The following is a 19,989-nucleotide window of genomic DNA, read 5'->3' on the forward strand; positions in this document are numbered from 1 at the left end:
TTCTAATAGATATTATATTCCATTAGACAGGAGTGTTACAAATTTAATATACCACAACATCATTATCTAAACAAATAAATGGTCTTAACTCGTGTCTATACTTATTTGAATTCATCACCCAAATAATAGGGTCATTCTTTCTCACTTGATCTTTAACGTTCTCCTTTGTTAAAACAAATGTATTAAAAAATGCATTTCCGTCAACCAAGTTATTAGAATACTGTCCCACTTCGCCTATGAACTGGTCTTTATCAATAATTGTCATAGCTATTTTTCCATCTGATAACATATATTTTTGAAAAGAACTCATTACTTTTAATGAGTTAATAAACTTAATATTATACTCTTCGAAAAATCCTTTGCCAAATACTGATTGATCAGCATTTTTTAGTTCGCCATTTGTGTCGAAAACATTTTGATTTCCCGTCAACAAAGTATTGAAATAAATTATGGGGTGATATTTTATTACCTCCGCAGGAACATCCCTATTTGGAGTAATAGATATTCCATAAAACATTTCCTTATCGCCAAATTTTTGGCTCATTGAGAGTAAGGATAAAGCTTGGGATGCAAGACCATAGATATACATATCCAAAAACAACTCAAAATCAACATCAAACGACTTTGTATCATATTCTTTAGTCAAATCAGTCTGATAAAGAGCACAGTTTTCTAACCATAAATTAACCGCATCAATAACATTGCGAGACATATTACGGTTTTGCTCAAAAGTATCTCCTATTGATGCAGTGCTGACATTTAGTCCAGACATTTCGTGTCGTGCGTTTTTTTGCCGAATATAGAAATGAAAACACTCGTCTAATATTTTGTATAAGTCCTTTATTGTCAGATTAATATTTTCGCACTTCATCCGAATCATCATCTTATCCTGAATACTTCCTGTGATTGTAGATAGTAAAGCAATAGCTTCTGCTCTATTCTCGATGGAGTAGTCATTTCCTCCAAAGTATTCTTTATATTTCGCTCTAACTATTGAATTTGGTACATTAAGCTCAAACCAGAATGGCCTTGTCATAAATATGTAATCCATTGGCTATCTCCTTTTCTCCAAATACGCAAATAATCATCAATTGAGCTATATCATGTTTCGATTATTTCCACGATTAAAATTGCCGATCATATAAAATAACACGAACTTTTGCATTGAGACTATTATACCATATTTTGTTTCAAGAGTGTTCAGCGCCGTCACAGGAATGTGGCGGCTTTTCTTATATTCAGAATCAACTCAGAAAGGAAGAATGCCCTATGGCAAAACAGCCGAAAACCAACGCGCCTGCGCAGGAGGATGCCCGTATTCAGGAATTCCTCGATATGATATCGCCCTCCATCATCAAATTTAGCACCGATTACTTCATCTGCGGCAATACTTTCCGCTGTGTGTGGGCCCTGCGGGAATACCCAACCTCCACGGAAGAACAGGCGATCCTGCGTTATCTTGGGGAAAAAGACGGCGTGACGTTGCACATCTATACCCGTCATGTAACCCCGATTGAAGAAAAGAAAATCATCAGCAACGCGGCCAACAAGAACAGGATGCAGCGCAGTAGCACTCAGGACCTCCAGCAAACCGTCACGGCCGAAAGCAACCTGCAGGACGTCGCTACCATCGTGGCGCAAATGCACCGGAGCAAGGAGCCGCTGGTTCACACGGCGGTGTACATCGAGCTGTCCGCCCACGACCTCGACCAGCTCAAGCTCCTGCAGACGGAGGTTCTGACCGAGTTGGTGCGCTCCAAGCTCAATGTGGACCGTCTTTTACTGCGGCAGCAACAGGGCTTCCTGTCTGTGATGCCCTCCGGATGGAATGTGTTCGGGGATCAGTTCGAACGGGTTCTGCCCGCCAGCTCCGCCGCCAACCTGTACCCGTTCAACTATTCCGGCAAGACCGACCCGAAGGGCTTCTGCTTAGGCCGGGACAAATTTGGCAGCAATATCCTCGTCGATTTCAACCGCCGCTCCGACGACAAGACCAACGCCAATATTCTCATTCTCGGCAACTCCGGCCAAGGCAAAAGCTATCTGCTGAAGCTGATCCTGTGCAGCCTGCGGGAATCCGGCATGCACATTCTGGCCTTAGATCCCGAGATGGAATATGAGGATCTGACCCTGAACCTCGGCGGCTGCTTCATCGACCTGATGAGCGGCGAATTCATCATTAATGTGCTGGAGCCGAAAAGCTGGGACGAGCAGACGGAGCCAGTGCTCAATCCGCACGCGAAAACGTCGCCGGATCAGAGCGCCGACGACGGCGGGTTTGTGCCGGAAGCCTTTCGCAAAAGCAGCAAACTCAGCCAGCATATCAGCTTTCTCAAGGACTTTTTTCGCGCTTACAAGGATTTCACTGACAGGGAAATCGACACCATCGAAATCATGCTGGGCAAGCTCTACGACAAATGGGGTATCACCGACCACAGCAATTTCGACCGCCTCAAGCCGGAGGATTATCCCATCCTGTCCGATCTGTACGATCTCATCGAAGCGGAATATAAGGATTTCGACGAGAGCCGACGCCAGCTTTATACAGCGGACTCCCTGCGGGAAATCTGCCTCGGGCTCCACTCCATGTGCAAAGGAGCGGAGTCCAAATTTTTTAACGGCCACACGAATATCACCAGCAGCGAATTTGTGACCTTCGGTGTGAAGGGTGTGCTCAACGCCAGCAAAAATCTGCGCAACGCCCTGCTATTCAACGTTTTGTCCTACATGAGCAACGAGCTTCTGACCATCGGCAATACAGCGGCCAGCATCGACGAGCTGTACCTGTTTCTCACCAACCTGACCGCCATCGAATATATCCGGAACTGCATGAAACGCGTCCGCAAAAAAGAAAGCGCAGTCATCCTCGCGTCGCAGAATCTGGAGGATTTCAACGTGGAGCACGTCCGCGAATTGACGAAGCCTTTGTTCTCGATTCCTACTCATCAGTTCCTGTTTAACGCCGGTTCCATCGACGCGCGGTTCTACATGGATACGCTCCAGCTGGAGAAATCCGAATACGAGCTGATCCGCTACCCCCAACGCGGCGTGTGCCTCTACAAGTGCGGCAACGAACGGTACAACCTCATGGTTCAGGCGCCGGAGTATAAGGCGGCGCTGTTCGGAAAGGCGGGCGGACGGTGATAAAGCATGGACATGAAGGATCAGCGCTTCGGTATTGAGGTGGAGATGACCGGCCTCACCCGGCAGCAGGCCGCACAGGTGGCCGCTGAGCATTTCGGCTCGTCCGTCCATTTTGACGGTACCTATTACGGGATTTATTCCACGCTGGACAGCGAGGGGCGTCAATGGAAATTCATGAGCGACGGCAGCATCGACACGCAGAAAAAAAGCGGACGGCAGATCGTTTCCGCCGACAGCGACTACAGCGTGGAGATGGTCAGCCCCATCTGTCGCTACGGGGATATCGAAACGATACAGGAGCTCGTGCGGAAGTTGCGTGGGGCCGGGATGTTGGTCAACAGCTCCACCGGCATCCACGTTCATGTGGACGCGTCGCCTCACGACGCGAAGACGCTCCGGAACATTACCAACATCATGGCTTCCAAGGAGGATCTGATTTACAAGGCCCTGCAGGTGGAGGTGGCGCGGGAGCGGCAGTATTGCAAAAAGGTAGATCAGAGCTTCCTCGATGAAATCAACCGGAAGAAACCTAAAACGCTGGACGAGGTCAGCCGCATCTGGTACGGCGGTGAATCCCGCAGCAGCCAGCATTATGACAACAGCCGCTACCACTGCCTGAACCTGCATTCCGTGTTCCAGAAGGGTACGATTGAGTTTCGCCTCTTCAATTCCACCACCCACGCCGGAAAAATCAAGGCGTACATTCAGCTCTGCCTCGCCATCTCCACACAGGCCCTGAACCAGAAGTGCGCCAGTCGGCAGAAAACCCACAGTACCAATGAAAAATACACCTTCCGCACCTGGCTTCTGCGGCTGGGGCTGATCGGGGACGAATTCAAGACCGCCAGGCTTCACCTGCTGGAGCATCTGGACGGGTGCATCGCGTGGAAAGATCCGGAGCAGGCCCTGCGGCAGAAGGAACGGTTAAGGCAGAAAAAAGAAAAAGAGCTGGCCGAGGCCGCGCAGACGGTATCGGGACAGCCGGAACCTACAACTGAAAACGGACAGGAACAGGCCGGGGAGGAAGAAAGCCCCGGCTTTTCTCTGTCCATGTAGAAGGAGGAACCATTTCGATGAAATCCGAAACCCTGTACATCGCCTACGGCAGCAATCTCAACCTGCCGCAGATGGCGTTCCGCTGCCCCACCGCCAAAGTGGTCGGCGTCAGCGAAATCAAGGACTACGAGCTACTGTTCCGCGGCAGCCGGAGCAGCGCGGTTGCTACGGTGGAGCCGTTCCAGGGCTCCAGTGTCCCTGTTCTTCTGTGGAAGTTGAAGGATCAGGATCTGCAGGCCCTTGACCATTATGAAGGCTATCCGAGTTTTTATCGCAAGGAGCTTCTGCCGGTGGAGCTGAACGGAAGAACAGCCTCCGCGATGGTTTACATCATGAACGACGGGCATCACTTCGGGACTCCCTCCGATTATTACCTGAACACTATTCTAGAGGGCTACCGCACCTCTGGCTTCAATACGGATTTTCTGGAACAAGCCGTGGAGAAATCCGTCCGGCTGGCACAGGAGCAGCAGGAAACGGAACCGGAGCAAGGTACGCTGTTCGGACCGAAATGGTGGTAAAGAAACGAGCCATACCATCCGGTACAGCTCGTTTCTCAGCTGTCTCTTAACATCGCCTCAATGGTCGCGTAAAGAATCTGAAGCTGTTTCTCATTGCATTGCCGCATCAGCCGTTCGGTTTTGCGGTAGGTCTCCAGCCCATCCGCCCGTTCCGGAAAGAACAACGTGTCCAGCGACAGGTTCAATGTCCGCACCAGCCGGTACAGAAGCTCTATCGACGGCTTGCGGTGTTCGCTTTCAATATGCTTGACATGCGTCGGCGTAATCCCGACCAGCTCTGCCAATTCCTCCTGCGAAAGGTGTTTTTCCAGACGCGCGGCGCGGATAGCCGATCCAAGCTCACCCTTTTCCAATTCGGTTTTCATAACTATCAGCTCCTTTATATATTAGCTTACAGAGTCTATTTACGGTTGAAAATTAGCTAATAGAGATTTATAATATCTCTTATAGCTAACTATACAAGAATTTATACAGAAGGAGTAAAAAGTATGGGAAATCGATCAGGGAATAGCGAGCTGGATCTTTACCGCACCTGTTGCTTTACGGGGCTACGGCCGCAGAAGCTGCCCTTCGGCTTCGACGAGGGCAACAGGCTGTGCCTGCAAATCAAAGAACGGCTGAAGCAGGAAATAATCCGTCTGATTACGGAGCAGCATGTGACCCATTTCATCAGCGGGATGGCTCTCGGTGTGGACCAATGGACAGCCGAGGTTATCTTGTGTCTGCAGGAGCAGTATCCGGATATCACGCTGGAGTGCGCGCTTCCTTGCGAAACACAGGCGGCCAAGTGGTCGGTAAACCAGCGGGAACGCTATTTTTCCATCGTGGAAAGGTGTTCAAAGGAAACTATGCTGCAGACCAGCTATACGCGCGACTGCATGATAAAACGCAACCGTTACATGGTCGACCGCAGCCGGTATGTGCTGGCTGTTTGGGACGGCTCCAACGGCGGGACGGGCTATACGGTCCGATACGCCCGGAGCCAAAACCGGATCGTACAGATCATCAACCCAACTGAATTATAAAAAAACATACCGCAGAAACAGGGTGCTTCCGGTTGTTCGGAAAACATCCTGTTTCGTGCTGAAAGGGGGAAAATCACTTGGCAGCTCCCGCAATTGCCTTGGCGGTCAAGGCCGCCATCGCCGCCGCCACCGACAAACGAACGTGGAAGGCGGTCGGAATCCTGATCGCCGCCATTCTGACGCCCGTCATTCTGGCAATCGTCCTGATTCTCAGCCTTCTCTCCGGCACCTCCCAGCATAACAACGCCGCCGTTGACCTGTGTTTCAACGGCGGCGCTTTCTCGTCCTCCGCGCCCGCCGAGTATACCGCTCACATCGAGGATATGAGGAACTGTTTTTCTGCGCTGGATCAGGCGATCTCCGGCGCGGAGGCGGAGATGGACGGCGGCACGCTCGACAGCGTCCGGATCAAATCCATTTTTTACGCTCTGAATTTCGGCGCCGACCACTTGTCCCTGTCCGGCGCGGAGGCCAGATCCTTTGTGGACTGCTTCGTCAGATATGAGGAAAGGACCAAAACTGTGAAGGATGAGGCGACCGGCGAGGAAAAAACGGAAACCGAAACGGTCGCCGTTCCGGTCGGTCTGGACACGGCCTACGCGAACCTCTCGACGTCGGGAATCCCGGCTGGCAGCGACGACAGGACCAACGCGCAGAAGATCTATGAAAAGGTTGCCTGTGGCGGATCAGGATCGTATTCCGGCGGAATCGATCGAGGCGGCGGAAACGGAATCGCGCTGGACGGGCTTACCCTGCTCCACCCAGAAACCAAAAACAACCTGGACCTGGTTATCTACGCGAAGAACGCCTATGACTCCGGCTGGGGATATGTGTGGGGCACCTACGGCGATGTCCTGACGGATTCGCTGTTCGCGTCCAAGCTGAAGCAGTACCCGGACGGCGTGGGCAGCTACGCGGATTTCATTCGTGAAAACTGGCTGGGCGGCAGGACAACAGACTGTGTCGGGCTCATCAAAGGCTACGGCTGGTTTGATCCCGGCACGAAAGCCATTGAATACGGGACCAACGGCATGAAGGACGTGGGCGCGGACGGCATGCACAGCGCCGCCATCGTCAAAGGCTCCATGGACACCATGCCCGACACGCCCGGCCTCGCCGTCTGGAAGTCGGGGCACATCGGCGTCTACATCGGAAACGGCGAGGTGGTCGAGGCGATGGGCACGAAATACGGCGTGGTAAAAACAAAGCTGGCGGGCCGCGGCTGGAGCGCGTGGCTGCAGATCCCGTACATCAGCTACATTACGAAATAGGAGGAAAAACAAATGAGCATAACGGAACTGAATCTGTCCTTCCCCACGGAGAAGCTGGACGCTCTCCGCTTTTTTATGGATAAAAAGCAGCAGAGCATTGAGCATGAACTGCAGGATTATCTGGACAAAACCTATGAAAAGCTGGTTCCCGCGCAGGTACGGGAGTATGTGGAGAGCCGCATGGAGCCGGTGTCCGCACAGCGGCAGGAATCCCCGGCGCCAGCCAGAGAGCGCCCCGCGCGCCAGCCCCGCCGTTCCCGGCAGGCGGCATCCGAGGCGGCGTCGGTGCCGGAAGCTCCGCCCGAGCCTGAGGGCCCTGACGAGCAGGAGGGTCAGGGCATGACCTTGAACATGTGATCCACAGAAGAAGGAGGTGCGAGCTATGATCAAGCTCGGTGTGGACAACGGAAACTACAACACTAAATCCTCAGAGGGGATGCTCTATGCCTCCGGCTATGCGGTGAGCGACAAGGAATTCATCACGCCGGAGATGCAGCTTTTCTACGAGGGAAAATATTATGCTGTCGGAGAACGCCGCCTGCGCTTTCAGCAGGATAAAACCAAAGAGCCGGATACCTTCATCCTGACGCTCCCGGCCATCGCGGAAGCGATGAAAAGGACAGGAGCCGTCAATGCGGAAATCATCCTCGGTGTGGGGCTTCCCATCGACAGCTATGGAACGCAGAAGGACGCATTCCGCCGGTATTTTCTGCATGACAATCTCTCGTTTATGTTCGAGGGTACAACTTACCGCTGCCGTATCGCGGACTGTAAAGTGTTCGCCCAGGGGCACGCGGCGCTTTGCCGGTACTATCAACAGCTGAAGGAATACCGGAGTATCACGCTGGTGGATATCGGCGGGTACACCGTGGACGTTCTCACTGTTCACAATTTCAGATTAGACAGATCCAGCTGCGCCAGTCTGCGCATGGGAACCATCACGCTTTACAGCCGGATTCAGGACGCGCTCCAGAAAAACGACATTCTGCTCTCAGACGAGCTCATCACCGACGCCATCCGCGGGCAGATTCAGCACGCCGACCGCGGGCGGATCGATACAGTAGTGAAACAGTCTGTCGCAGTCTACTGCAAGGAGCTGTTCAACGCTCTTCGTGAAAGAGGGCTCGACCTGAAGCTCCCCACCGTGTTCGCGGGTGGCGGCGCGGAGCTGCTGGAATCCCGATTGCGCGGCGAGGGCATCAATACAGTGGCGGTCCTGAACCGATTTGCCAACGCGGACGGGTACCGCCTCCTGATGGGGTGAGCCTATGAGAAAGCGGTACTATCTTTCGTTTGACATGGATGATCCCAGGCATCGGGAAGCCGAAGCCCTTCTTGCCGATCAGGGCAGCCGCCAGCGCACCGAGTGTGTGGTTTCCGGCCTACTGGCGGCGAAGCAGGCAGATCACATAGAGCGGATTATCCGGCAGGCAGTCAGTGAGGAACTAAAAATCCTCCAATGTCGGTCATCCCCTCTACTGGCGGATGCGGCCGATAAAACGCAGTTGGCCGATCTCCCAGACAGCCTCATCCACGCGCTGGACGAAATATAAACCAAGTTGGCTCAACTATTTCGTGCCTTCCGGAAGTCGCATGGAAAGTTGCACCAACCTGGCTCACTTCTGAGAAATCGATATGGAAAGGAAGCAATCATCTATGAAAATGTCAACTGTTCAGATCCGGTATGACAGCGAAAAGTTGAGCGCCCTTCGGGAACACATGAGCGAAGCTGAGCTTCGCGCCGGACTGGAGGAACACCTGCAGGAACTCTATGAGCGGAATGTTACGGCGGAGCTGCGAAAAGCTCCCGGCCGCCGGGATGAAAGCGCCGCTGTCTGAGAGATACGGCGGTCTCGCTTTTTTTCTCTCTGCCGTTCGCGCTGCAGGCGCCATGGCATCCCGCTGAATGCGTACTGCGGCAGCATCCAAGCTGAATCGGAGAATCTGACGGGCCAAATGACACAGCAGATATGAAAGCCCGCGTCACCGCCCGTGTGCCCCTGTGCCGCGTTTTCCCCACGGGATGGCACGTTTACACCATCAAAAACGGTTGCGCCCCGTGTCGGAGCCTTGCACGGAAATTTGGCAGACAGCCGACCGGCAAGACTCCGGAGCCCGAGGTGAACCATGGGGTCGAAAACGATGCGGGTTAAAGAAGCGGGGTCGTAAAACGCCCCCGCTTCGGCTTACACCGCCCCGCAACGCGGGTCGGGGACGTTTCTCACCGGGGTCAGAATCCGGCCCTTGGTGTCGCTTCCGGGGTTATGAGAAAAGCGGAATGCCGAAAACACAAGCTAAATCAAGAATTTCTTAGGGGTTGCGACCGGTGTTGCGGCCCCTTTTCGCGTGAATGGAGGTTTTTGCATGCCGGAAGAAACAAAGAACAAAAAGAAGTTTCCGCTTTGGATGTATCCGGAAACCAGAAAGCTGGTTTCGGATTGGTATGAACGGGACAATTGCCAGAGCCAGAGCGAATTTATTGAAAAAGCAATCAAATTTTACTGCGGCTATATCTCTGCGGAGGAAGGCGTGCGCTATCTTCCAGCCGCTATCACCTCGGCCATGACCGGCATGGTGGACGGCATGGAGAATCGCATGGCCCGCCTGATCTTCAAGCTGGCGGTGGAAATGAGCATGATGATGAATGTCCTCGCCTCCACCGCCGATGTGGACGAAGCCACCCTTCGCCGTCTGCGGGGCAAGTGCGTCAGTGACGTCAAAAAATCGGTCGGCGCCGTGACCTTTGAGGACGTGGCAAGATTCCAGAAGGGTGAATGATTATGCCCCGGATTATCTTCAAGTGCCGATATCTGAAAAACGCGGCGGCGCACGCGGAAAATCTGGTGACCTATGTGGCGACACGGGAGGGCGTCGAAAGAATCCCGCAGAATAGGCGGAGCCTCCCGGCCACAGTCAAGCAGAAACTGCTCATCGCGGACATTCTCTCTCAGTTCCCAGATTCCGACCGGCTGTTTGAATATGAGGACTATCAAAACAGCCCGACCGTGGAGAATGCCTCGGAGATGATCTCGGCGGCGCTGGATCAGAACCTCGACCAGCTCTCGCACCAGGAGATTTACGTTAATTACATTGCCACCCGCCCCCGCGCTGAAAAGGTCGGTGTCCATGGCCTGTTCTCCGATGAGGATACGCCGCTGGTGCTGTCGCAGGTTGCGGAGGAAGCGGCCCGGCATACCGGCAACATCTGGACGCCGATCATCTCCCTGCGGCGTGAGGACGCCGCCCGGCTCGGCTATGACAATGCCGCCGCTTGGATGGCGCTCCTGCGGAAGCAGCGGAACATGTTCGCGGAGCAGATGAAGATCGCACCGGAAAACCAGCGCTGGTACGCCGCTTTTCACAACGAGGGGCACCACCCTCACTGTCACATGATCGTGTACTCAGTTGATCCCCGCGAAGGCTACGTTACTAAACCGGCCATCGAGAAGATGCGAAGCGGCCTCGCGCGAGAAATCTTTCAGCAGGATCTGCTCCAGATTTATTCCGAACAGACCGCGCGGCGGGACTCCCTGACCGCCGAGAGCCGGGATACCCTGCGGGAGCTTCTGGAGCAGATGTGGACCGGCACCTGCGCAAACCCTGTAATTGAGGATTTGATGTCCCGGCTGGCGGAGCGGTTGAAGTATACGGCCGGGAAAAAACAGTATGGCTACCTGAAAGCCCCGCTCAAGGAGTTGGTCAATCAGATCGTGGATGAGCTGGCGAAGGACGAACGGGTAGCGGCAGCCTATGCCAAATGGCAGGAGCTCCGCAACGAGGTTCTGCGTACCTATAAGGATCAGCTACCAGAACCCTTGCCGCTTTCCCAGCAGAAAGAATTCAAGCAGATTAAAAACATGGTAATTGCAGAAGCGGTCAGCCTCGGCAGTCACCATGTTACGTTTGAGGGAGATGCGAATGCCGGGCCGTCTTCTGAAGAAGAAAACGCCACCGAGGAAACGGAACCCGAACTTCCTCTATCGGAGCCGCCTGAAACAGTCGTGGATCAGGATGGTTCCCCATATGACAATGCTTTAGGCGATGTGTCAAGTCAGGAGTCCGGCGATACCCCGTCCGGCAAGCCCCACATCGCGTGGAATGACCGTTACAAGGAGGCCCGCACGTTTCTCTTCGGCAGCGATGAGACGGAGCCGGACTTTGAGCAGGCCCTCCGGCTGTTCCGGGAGAGAGCGGAGGACGGCAATGCCCTTGCCATGCACGACCTTGGCCGAATGTATGCGGACGGGCTAGGTGTGGAGATCGACACTGACACGGCTTTCGGCTGGTATGCCAAGGCCCTCTCCGCTTTTGAGGACATCGAGTCGGTGAAGGAAAACCGGTATGTGGAATACCGGATCGGCAAAATGTACGCGGCGGGACTCGGCGCGGAACAGGATTACGAGGCGGCAGCCGGATGGTTTGGCGAAGCGGTCGCCAAGCGCCACAAATACGCGCAGTATTCCCTCGCCGGACTGTACTTCCGCGGGCAGGGTGTGGAGCAGAGCTATGAAACCGCATTCAGCCTGTACATGCGCGCTGCGGTACAGCACATGCCATACGCCGATTACGAACTGGCAAAAATGTACCGGGACGGAGTCGGTACATCAGTCAACAGCGCGGAAGCCGCGCGGCATTTCAAAATCGCCTTTCAGGGATTTCAGCAGATGGAGAAACAAAGCCGCGACGATAAGCTCCAGTACCGTCTCGGCCAGATGCTTTACACCGGAACCGGGACGGAAAAGGATGTGGATGCAGCGCTCGGTTACTTTGAGAAATCCGCTCGGCTTGGTAATGTCCACGCACAGTACATGCTCGGCAGAATCTATCTGGACGCGGACGGCGGCCATGAAAACGCGGAGCAGGCCGTCCAGTGGCTGACGAAGTCCGCGTATGGCGGCAATGCCCTCGCACAGTACGCGCTCGGCAAGCTCTACCGGGACGGAAAACATGTGGAAAAGGACATTCAGAAAGCTATTGCCTTTTTTACATCCGCCGCGGAACAGGACAATTCCTATGCGGCATATGCCCTCGGCAGGCTTTATCTACAGAACGAGGATATCCCAAAGGACGTTGATGCCGCCGTCAAATGGCTGGAGAAATCCGCGAACCTCGGAAATCAGTTTGCACAATATGCCCTGGCAAAGCTGTACCTCTCCAGAGAAGATATCTCGAAGGATATTCCGAAAGCGCTGGAGCTGTTTCAGAAATCGGCAGCGCAGGGAAATTCATTTGCGCAGTACCGGCTCGGCAGGCTCTATCTGCTGGGTGAGGATATCGCAAAAAATGTGGATGTGGCCATTCGGTGGCTGACTGCCTCTGCGGAACAAGGCAACCAGTACGCCCAATACGCTCTTGGCAAACTCTATCTGCTGGGCGAAGACATTCCAAAAGACGTGGGCACCGCCGTCCGATGGCTGACCGCCTCTGCGGAACAGGGCAACCAATATGCTCAATATGCGCTCGGCAAGCTCTATCTGGCGGGGCGCGACGTCCCCCGCGACCGGGAAGCCGCCATTCGCTGGCTGACACGATCCGCGGAGCAAGGCAACATTTACGCGTACGCGCGGTTTTTTCTCGATCATCCGGACTCCTTCCGAGATCCGTCACTTTTCCTCGCAGCGACAAGGCTTCTGCACCATCTAAGCCGAATTTTCCGGGAGGAACAGGATCGGCTTCCCGGAGGTCCACGCATGCAGGTGGAAAGCAAGCTGCGGCGGAAAATCCGGCAGAAAAAGATCGCCCAGGGTCACGCTCCGGGCGATCATGAACAGAAGCTCATCACTTACTAAAAATAAAAGGAGGGTTCCTATGCACAGGCCCTTTGAAAAACCGTGGCAGAAAAAAGAAAACCTGAAAAAGCATATCAGCAGGCCGCCTGTTCGCCAACGGGCGGCCTTTTTCCGTCGCTGCGGAAAGCGCAAGCGCTGACGAGGGAGGGATTCCGGTATGGACTATGTGTATTTCACGGACGAGCAGAAGCAGCGGGCCAACTCCGTGGATCTGGTGGATTTCTTGGAGCGTCAGGGCGAAAAACTCGTCCGCTCCGGACATGAGTGGCGATGGAAACGCTATGACAGCGTCACCGTCCGCGGGAACGAATGGTTCCGGCACAGCCGCAAGGAGGGCGGCCATGCCATCGACTTTGTGCAGGAGTTCTACGACATGAGCTTTCCCGAAGCGGTGCGGTGGCTCCTGGGCGGCGAGAGCGGCGTGGAATGGAACCAGACGGACAAGAACGCTCCGGCACCGAAAAAAGAGTTTGCTCTTCCAGATGCCAATCCAGACATGCGGCGGGTATTCGCCTATCTCATCAAACAGCGTTTTATTGACCGGGATGTACTATCCCGGTTCGCCCATGAAAAGCTCATCTATGAGGATAAGCAGTACCACAATGCCGTGTTCGTAGGGCTGGATGAAAACGGGATTGCCCGTCACGCCCACAAGCGCGGCACTTATACCCAAGGGGCACCGTATAAGGGAAACGTGGAGGGCAGCGATCCCCGGTACAGCTTTCACTGGAGCGGCAAAAGCGACAGACTGTACGTCTTTGAGGCGCCGGTGGATATGCTGTCCTTTATCACACTGCACCCAAAAGATTGGATGAATCACAGCTATGTCACGCTGGACGGCGTGTCGGAACACGCCATGCTCCGGCAACTGGAGCTTCATTCAAACCTGCAAAAAGTCATTCTCTGCCTGGACCATGACGAGGCGGGCATCGAAGCCAATGGACGGCTCCGGGACATTTTGGCTGAAAAAGAATATACGGTTACAGTGATTCTGCAATCCACATGGAAGGACTGGAACGAGGACTTAAAAGCCCTGCATGGGATCACCCCCATCCCTGCGTCGGAGCATCCTAAACTGGAACTTTTACCGAAGGTATGCGATGAGCTTTCCGGCTTGTGTGAAACGCTTGCTTCGCGGAAGGATATCCGTGCTTTACTGACCGACTGCGCTCAGAAGCTGGAAGCGGCGGTCGTATCCGGAAAGGTAGCGCCTGAGAATACCGGCATAGCCGTGGACAGTTTGGAGTGCATGGCGGCGGGTTCCCTGCTGCTTTTGAAAGACCTGTGCCGACAGATGGAACGGCCCGTGACCGCGGAGCAGCTGGTGAGCAAGCTCCAGTCGGAATACAAGCCCCATGAAGACAGAGGCTGGCTGCGTTCCAGAATGGAGGACATCCGACGTGATCTGGCAGACATCGGCAGGCAGATCGGCACGCCCGGCATCCGAAGCGAGGACGATATGCGACAGCTCTGCCGGTCTTACCTAAACCTCGCTCTGGACTGTGTCAAAGCGCGGATGTTCATGGAGTTGGAATCACCCGAACTGATTCCGGAACAGGAGCGGGCCGTAAATTTTACGATGAGCATGTAGGACACGCTCCCTCCTAAATTATATTTTTATTCCTTGATTGATTTCATGCTAAAATGGCGTATAATATTAGCATGAAACAAAAATTGAGGGAGGTGATCCTGCATGTACGCGGAAACCCTGCAATCCCTTTGCGAACAGAGCGGCGGCATACTGCTCACAAAAGATATTGTCAACGCCGGCGTTCCCAGCAGTTATCTGACGGCATTTCTGAGAGAAGGTAAGCTGGAACGTGTCGGGCATGGCGTGTATATCACGCCGGATGTGCTGGAAGATAAGATGTTTACCCTGCAGGCCCGAAAAAAACGGCTGATCTATTCTCACGACACCGCTCTGTACCTGCACGACCTGACCGACCGCGATCCACTGACCTACAGCGTGACGGTGCCGACCGGCTACAACACCAAGCGCCTGACGGAAGAAGGGCTCAGCGTGTTTTCCATCAAGCCTGATTTATACGGGATGGGAATCACGACGGCGCAGTCACCCTTTGGCAGACCAATCCGGGCTTACGACGCGGAGCGCGCTCTGTGCGATATGCTGCGCAGCCGACATCAGATGGACGGCGCGCTTTTCCCGGAAGCCCTGAAGCGGTATGTCCGAAGAAAAAATAAAAACATTCCCCTGCTGATGCGGTATGCGGAATCGCTCCACGTCAACAAACTGCTCCGGCAGTATCTGGAGGTATTGCTATGAAAACATCCCGGCAGCTTAACGCCCTCATTCGGAACATGGCAAAAGATAAAAGCATCAACGCGCAGATCATTCTCCGGAACTTCATGCTGGAACGGATTTCCCTGTCCCCTTACCGGGAGAACCTGATTCTAAAGGGCGGCATGCTGGTCGCGGCCATGGTGGGGCTGGACACCCGCGCCACCATGGCCATGGACACCACGCTGAAGGGATACCCGCTGACCGAGGAATCCGTCCGCTCCGTTTTTGCGGATATTCTTGCCGTCCCGGTTGAGGATCATGTAACCCTTACGCTGAAAAAGCTGGAGGAAATCCACGACGAAGCGGAATATTCCGGCGTTCGTGTCACGCTGGAGATGCTCCTGGACGAAACAAGACAGACCCTCAAGGTAGACATCACAACCGGCGACCCAATCACACCGGCCGCGGTCGATTATTCCTTTCGGCTGCTGTTCGAAGACCGGAGCATTCAGATCAAGGCATACAATCTGGAAACGGTGCTTGCGGAAAAGCTGGAAACCATCTTCTCCAGAAGCACCACCAACACCCGTATGAGAGATTTTTATGACGTATATGTTTTATGGAACACGCGAAGAAGCGATATCCGTTTTCCTGTCATGAAGGAAGCGTTTCAGCGAACGGTCAGAAAAAGAGGAAGCGATTTTCTGTTGCGCGGCGGTATTCCGGAAGGTGCGGAGGCACTGTCCGGCAGCAAGGAAATGCAGGAGCTATGGGCACGCTATCAGAAAAAGTATTCCTATGCCGACGACATTGCTTGGGAGGACGCCGTCGCCGCGGCGAAGGAATTGTATAAAAGCGCCATGGCTGTGACAGAAAAGTAAAAAAAGAAATCATACATAAGGAAACCGCCGAAGAGCTTGAAAAACTCTCCGGCGGTTTCCTGCTGCCCAAGACAAGGAGGTATCGTATGCAAGCATCACAAATCATTATCTTAATCGTCGCCGGACTCACTATGTTCGGCGTTATCGGATTTTTATCCCTTCTAGCCCATTACTATACTCTGAACGGTATCAAGTCCAAGACCGTAGGCGACGGTCAGCACGGCACGGCACGCTGGGCGACCAAACAGGAGATTAAAAAGACCTATACGGAAGTCCGGTTTGAACCGGAAAAATGGCGCAAGGAAGAGAACCGACCCACGGCCCAAGGCCTGGTGGTCGGCTGGCGAAAGGCTTCCCTGTTCGACAAAACGGCTCCCCATGGTTACGCGCTGGTGGATGACGATGACATTCACTGCCTAATGATCGGCGCGGCAGGCGTTGGCAAGACCGCGAATTTTCTCTATCCGAACCTGGAATACGCCTGCGCCTGCGGTATGTCTTTCATTACCACTGATACGAAAGGCGACCTCTACCGCAATTACGCGGGAATCGCAAAGGATGATTACGGCTATCATGTGGCGGTCATCGACCTGCGCAATCCCACCCGCTCGGACGGCAACAACCTGCTCCATCTGGTGAACCGCTATATGGACCTGTATCTCGCAAATCCGGAAAATTTGGCGTACAAGGCCAGAGCGGAGAAGTACGCCAAAATCACGGCCAAGACCATCATCAACTCAGGAGGCTTCGATACCGCCTCTGCCGGACAGAACGCTTTCTTCTACGACGCGGCCGAAGGTCTGCTGACTTCCGTCATTCTGCTGATTGCCGAATACTGTAAGCCGAAGCAGAGGCACATCGTATCGGTGTTCAAACTGATTCAGGATCTGCTGGCGCCCAGCGGCGTGAAGGGCCGGACGCTCTTCCAGATGCTTCTGGCGCACCTGCCAGATGAGCACAAGACCAAATGGTTCGCCGGTGCCGCGCTCAACACGGCGGAGCAGGCCATGCAGAGCGTCCTGTCCACGGCGCTCTCCCGGCTCAACGCTTTTCTGGATTCCGAGCTGGAGCAGGTGCTGTGCTTCGATACCGCCATCGACGCGGAAAAGTTCTGCACGGAGAAAAGCGCCATCTTCCTCGTCATGCCGGAGGAAGACAACACGAAGTATTTTATTATTTCACTGATCGTCCAGCAGCTCTACCGGGAGATTCTCTCGGTGGCCGACGAGTACGGCGGTAAACTGCCGAACCGCGTGATGATGTTCCTCGATGAGATCGGCACTATCCCAAAGATTGAGTCGGCCGAGATGATGTTCTCCGCCAGCCGGTCACGCCGGGTATCCATCGTCGCCATTATTCAGAGCTTCGCCCAACTGGAGAAAAACTACGGCAAGGAGGGCGCTTCCATCATCATCGATAACTGCCAGGACACTGTGTTCGGTGGCTTTGCCCCCAACAGCGAGTCGGCGCAAATTCTCTCTAAAGCCCTCGGCAATCAGACCGTCATGAGCGGCTCCATCAGCCGCGGGAAGACCGATCCCAGCCAGTCCCTTCAAATGATCGAGCGGCCGTTAATGACATCCGACGAACTGAAATCCATGCCAAAGGGCCATTTTATCGTGACAAAGACAGGAGCCTACCCGATGCGCACCCGGCTGAAGCTATTCCTCGAATGGGGCATCACATTCGGAAAACCATATGAGATCGCGGAGCAATCCGCCCGAAAGGTGGAGTATGCGAACAGGCACTCGCTTGAGGAAGAAATCATCCGGCGCAATGCCGCGTGCGAAGCCGATCCGGAGGAAAAACCAGAACCCGATTCTCCCGCTTCCGTCGGTATCCAGCACACCCCCGCATTGGACCATAAGGCGCCGGAACAGCAAAAGCCCTCAATACGGATCTAGAGGGAGGTGATCCTATGAGCTACTTTTCCTCACTCTATTCTTCTGAACTGCCTCACCGGGCTAGGGCGGTGTACATGTATCTGCGCGACCGGGCTGACCGGGACGGCAAATGCTATCCGGCGATTGGTACCATCGCACAGGAGCTGAAGTTGTCCCGCAGCACCGTCAAGCGTGCGATTGCCGACCTTGAAAAAAGCGGTTACCTGCGCAGGGAACAGCGCTGGCGGGAAAACGGCGGCAAGAGCAGCAACATGTTTTACCTGACGAAGGCCGATTCCAGTTAGCGCTGAAAAATGGACATTCCTCCAGGGGAATGGTATGTCCATACGCTGGACTGTGGTACGGTTCATGGTGAACCATGAAGGTGAACCTCTCACTTTATAAAGATTTAACGACAGAGAAAAGAAAATTGTTAAGGCCTATTTTTACCCTCTTTCACCGTAATGTGAGTAACTTCCGCTGTATCCGGGTCAATTAGAATAATACCCTTGTTTTGCTTTCTGGCGTATGTAACAAGATGAGTAGCCGGTTCCATCAGTACCAGTGATTGGTCTTTGTAAACCGCCAGAAGCAATCCAGTGTGGTTTACCAAATACTCATTGCAACGGAGATAGCAGCGTCAAGGCCAAGCCTGTTTTTGAAAATGAAATTACAAGGACAGTGTAGGACTGCGATGAACATGAGATTCGAATTATTTCGGATACAGTTATTGCCCTGAAAAGTTCCCTGCGAAAACGCAATTGTGACTGATTCCTGAACAGAAAAAAAGCCCAGAAAAAATCTCAGGTTTGCTTCTAGATGAAGCCTCCTGAGATGTTTTTTTGCAGTGTTTCCTTTTTCCCAATTGGTCAGCCTACAACACTGTTCCGCCCTTTTCGTTTTGCCCGGTAGAGCTTCCGGTCAAGTATGCCGATGATTTGGTTTACCGTGCTGATGCCGCTTGTTTTGTAAATGGTTTGCACACCAAAGCTGCAGGTAAGATTCAATATCTGCCCATTGATACTGAAATTTCTCTTCTCAATGGACTGACGAATTCTGTTCGCAATTTTGACGGCCGTACCATGGTTGAGTTCCGGAAGACAGATCAGGAATTCATCTCCTCCATAACGGGCGGCCCATCCATCTTTTCGTCGAATACTGTTAAAAAAAATATCTGCCACCTCGCGCAAAACATAGTCCCCGGCAACATGTCCGTGTTCGTCGTTTATTGCTTTGAAAAAGTCTATATCTGAATAGATAAACGAAACCGGAGCGCCGTTTTGAAAGGTTCGTTTCAAATCCATGGGAAGTTTTTCATCGATATATCTGCGATTATACAGATTAGTGAGCGAGTCGGTGATGATTAATCTTTTAATATACGCAAGTGAATCCGGATTGTCGCTGTCTGAGCAGTAGCGAATCAATTCCAAGCGGCATTGCCGCCGTTCTACGGAAATTGGTATGCTGATTTCTATCTTAGCCTCTTTATCCCAAATCGAAAGAGTTGCGTCATGGAAAACATGGGACGCCGGATTTGACTCAAGAGAATTTGCGTTTTGAATCTCGTATAGGATTTGCCTGTGGTCATTGTCCCAAACGTGCACAATCGGAAAATACTTGTTCAACACATGCACAGATTGTTTTAATTGCTCAAAGTTTTCAAACTCCATAGACCTTCCCTTTGCTGTGATGATGGTATCACGTGTTTATTTATCCCATCTGAAATATGATAAGCCGGTTCACCGCTAAGGAGAAATTATGAAGCGGCTATATCCGCTAATATGCCCTATATTGAGCATATACATATATGTTCATTATAGGGCATACTTTAGATAAAGTAAAGTCTATGGGGTGAATAAATTTGATATCATATGCGCCATTATGGAAAACCATGAAGATAAGGGGTGCGACAACTTATACGCTCAGAAATAAAGGCGGCGAAGAAAATATAAGCGGTTCAACTATTTTAAGGTTGCAGAAAAACGAGTCCGTTTCCACAAATACATTGGACAGCCTATGCAGGATACTCAATTGCCAGTTGTCTGACGTTGCGGAATATATATCCAACTGATTATGTATAGATTTAAGAAATCGCAATTGCAAAATTGCTCGTACTGTGCGAGAAAATCATAATATCTCGCCAGTACGAGCTTTTCGCTTATGATGGAATGCTGTAA

The 19,989-nt window shown here is 53.0% G+C and carries 20 protein-coding genes; 17 read left to right on the forward strand and 3 right to left on the reverse strand.

Annotation, left to right across the window (positions count from 1 at the left end):
* Window positions 1-43 precede the first annotated feature (43 nt).
* Window positions 44-1,051 (reverse strand): hypothetical protein, encoded by a 1,008-nt coding sequence (locus HCR03_RS14405; RefSeq protein WP_187034931.1) that lies wholly within the window; start codon window positions 1,049-1,051, stop codon window positions 44-46.
* Window positions 1,052-1,269: 218 nt separating this feature from the next.
* On the opposite strand from HCR03_RS14405, the gene HCR03_RS14410 reads away from it, so the two are divergent.
* From HCR03_RS14410 to HCR03_RS14420, 3 genes are read left to right on the forward strand one after another with little or no spacing between them, the layout of a single operon-like run.
* On the forward strand, window positions 1,270-3,144 hold the full coding sequence (locus HCR03_RS14410) for a VirB4 family type IV secretion system protein (RefSeq protein ID WP_187034933.1): 1,875 nt from the start codon (window positions 1,270-1,272) through the stop codon (window positions 3,142-3,144).
* Window positions 3,145-3,150: 6 nt separating this feature from the next.
* Window positions 3,151-4,200, forward strand: coding sequence for an amidoligase family protein (locus HCR03_RS14415; RefSeq protein ID WP_187034935.1), 1,050 nt, complete (start codon window positions 3,151-3,153; stop codon window positions 4,198-4,200).
* Between the two features lie 17 nt (window positions 4,201-4,217).
* The gene (locus HCR03_RS14420; RefSeq protein ID WP_187034937.1) at window positions 4,218-4,721 is read left to right on the forward strand and encodes a gamma-glutamylcyclotransferase family protein; all 504 of its coding nucleotides are present in this window, start codon (window positions 4,218-4,220) and stop codon (window positions 4,719-4,721) included.
* A gap of 35 nt (window positions 4,722-4,756) precedes the next feature.
* Here the strand turns inward: HCR03_RS14420 and HCR03_RS14425 are convergent, their stop codons facing one another.
* Complete coding sequence (locus HCR03_RS14425) at window positions 4,757-5,086, reverse strand: helix-turn-helix transcriptional regulator (protein WP_187034939.1); 330 nt, start codon at window positions 5,084-5,086, stop codon at window positions 4,757-4,759.
* Window positions 5,087-5,209: 123 nt separating this feature from the next.
* On the opposite strand from HCR03_RS14425, the gene HCR03_RS14430 reads away from it, so the two are divergent.
* The 13 genes from HCR03_RS14430 (at window position 5,210) to HCR03_RS14490 (ending at window position 18,117) form a co-directional block, all read left to right on the forward strand.
* Entirely contained in the window at window positions 5,210-5,746 is a 537-nt protein-coding gene (locus HCR03_RS14430) for an SLOG family protein (RefSeq protein WP_187034941.1), read from the forward strand.
* A gap of 77 nt (window positions 5,747-5,823) precedes the next feature.
* Window positions 5,824-7,017, forward strand: a complete 1,194-nt coding sequence (locus HCR03_RS14435; protein WP_187034943.1) for a hypothetical protein — start codon at window positions 5,824-5,826, stop codon at window positions 7,015-7,017.
* 12 nt (window positions 7,018-7,029) lie between these two features.
* Window positions 7,030-7,374 carry a DUF6103 family protein gene (locus tag HCR03_RS14440; protein WP_187034945.1) on the forward strand — a complete coding sequence of 115 codons (345 nt, stop codon included), beginning with the start codon at window positions 7,030-7,032 and terminating at the stop codon, window positions 7,372-7,374.
* A 25-nt stretch (window positions 7,375-7,399) separates the two neighbouring features.
* Window positions 7,400-8,281 carry a ParM/StbA family protein gene (locus tag HCR03_RS14445; RefSeq protein ID WP_187034947.1) on the forward strand — a complete coding sequence of 294 codons (882 nt, stop codon included), beginning with the start codon at window positions 7,400-7,402 and terminating at the stop codon, window positions 8,279-8,281.
* A 4-nt stretch (window positions 8,282-8,285) separates the two neighbouring features.
* On the forward strand, window positions 8,286-8,570 hold the full coding sequence (locus tag HCR03_RS14450) for a plasmid segregation centromere-binding protein ParR (RefSeq protein ID WP_187034949.1): 285 nt from the start codon (window positions 8,286-8,288) through the stop codon (window positions 8,568-8,570).
* Between the two features lie 103 nt (window positions 8,571-8,673).
* A complete protein-coding gene (locus tag HCR03_RS14455) occupies window positions 8,674-8,856 on the forward strand; it encodes a hypothetical protein (protein ID WP_187034951.1) in 183 nt (60 codons plus the stop codon).
* Between the two features lie 525 nt (window positions 8,857-9,381).
* Entirely contained in the window at window positions 9,382-9,795 is a 414-nt protein-coding gene (locus HCR03_RS14460; protein WP_187034953.1) for a hypothetical protein, read from the forward strand.
* Window positions 9,796-9,797: 2 nt separating this feature from the next.
* A complete protein-coding gene (mobP3, locus tag HCR03_RS14465) occupies window positions 9,798-12,806 on the forward strand; it encodes a MobP3 family relaxase (RefSeq protein WP_187034955.1) in 3,009 nt (1,002 codons plus the stop codon).
* 157 nt (window positions 12,807-12,963) lie between these two features.
* Window positions 12,964-14,397, forward strand: coding sequence for a DUF3991 domain-containing protein (locus HCR03_RS14470; protein ID WP_187034957.1), 1,434 nt, complete (start codon window positions 12,964-12,966; stop codon window positions 14,395-14,397).
* 102 nt (window positions 14,398-14,499) lie between these two features.
* The gene (locus tag HCR03_RS14475) at window positions 14,500-15,090 is read left to right on the forward strand and encodes a type IV toxin-antitoxin system AbiEi family antitoxin domain-containing protein (RefSeq protein WP_187034959.1); all 591 of its coding nucleotides are present in this window, start codon (window positions 14,500-14,502) and stop codon (window positions 15,088-15,090) included.
* Window positions 15,087-15,929 (forward strand): nucleotidyl transferase AbiEii/AbiGii toxin family protein, encoded by an 843-nt coding sequence (locus tag HCR03_RS14480; protein WP_187034961.1) that lies wholly within the window; start codon window positions 15,087-15,089, stop codon window positions 15,927-15,929. Before HCR03_RS14475 ends, HCR03_RS14480 begins: the two co-directional genes overlap by 4 nt.
* Before the next feature lie 86 nt (window positions 15,930-16,015).
* Window positions 16,016-17,833, forward strand: a complete 1,818-nt coding sequence (locus HCR03_RS14485; protein ID WP_187034963.1) for a VirD4-like conjugal transfer protein, CD1115 family — start codon at window positions 16,016-16,018, stop codon at window positions 17,831-17,833.
* Between the two features lie 14 nt (window positions 17,834-17,847).
* Window positions 17,848-18,117 carry a helix-turn-helix domain-containing protein gene (locus tag HCR03_RS14490; RefSeq protein WP_187034965.1) on the forward strand — a complete coding sequence of 90 codons (270 nt, stop codon included), beginning with the start codon at window positions 17,848-17,850 and terminating at the stop codon, window positions 18,115-18,117.
* A gap of 564 nt (window positions 18,118-18,681) precedes the next feature.
* Here HCR03_RS14490 and HCR03_RS14495 read toward each other — a convergent pair.
* Complete coding sequence (locus HCR03_RS14495) at window positions 18,682-19,482, reverse strand: GGDEF domain-containing protein (protein WP_187034967.1); 801 nt, start codon at window positions 19,480-19,482, stop codon at window positions 18,682-18,684.
* A 221-nt stretch (window positions 19,483-19,703) separates the two neighbouring features.
* Between HCR03_RS14495 and HCR03_RS14500 the strand changes: the two genes are divergently transcribed.
* Window positions 19,704-19,883, forward strand: coding sequence for a helix-turn-helix domain-containing protein (locus HCR03_RS14500; protein WP_330601189.1), 180 nt, complete (start codon window positions 19,704-19,706; stop codon window positions 19,881-19,883).
* Window positions 19,884-19,989: the final 106 nt, after the last annotated feature.

It is taken from the genome of Caproicibacter fermentans (assembly GCF_014303955.1).
GTDB classification, from domain to species: Bacteria; Bacillota; Clostridia; order Oscillospirales; family Acutalibacteraceae; genus Caproicibacter; species Caproicibacter fermentans.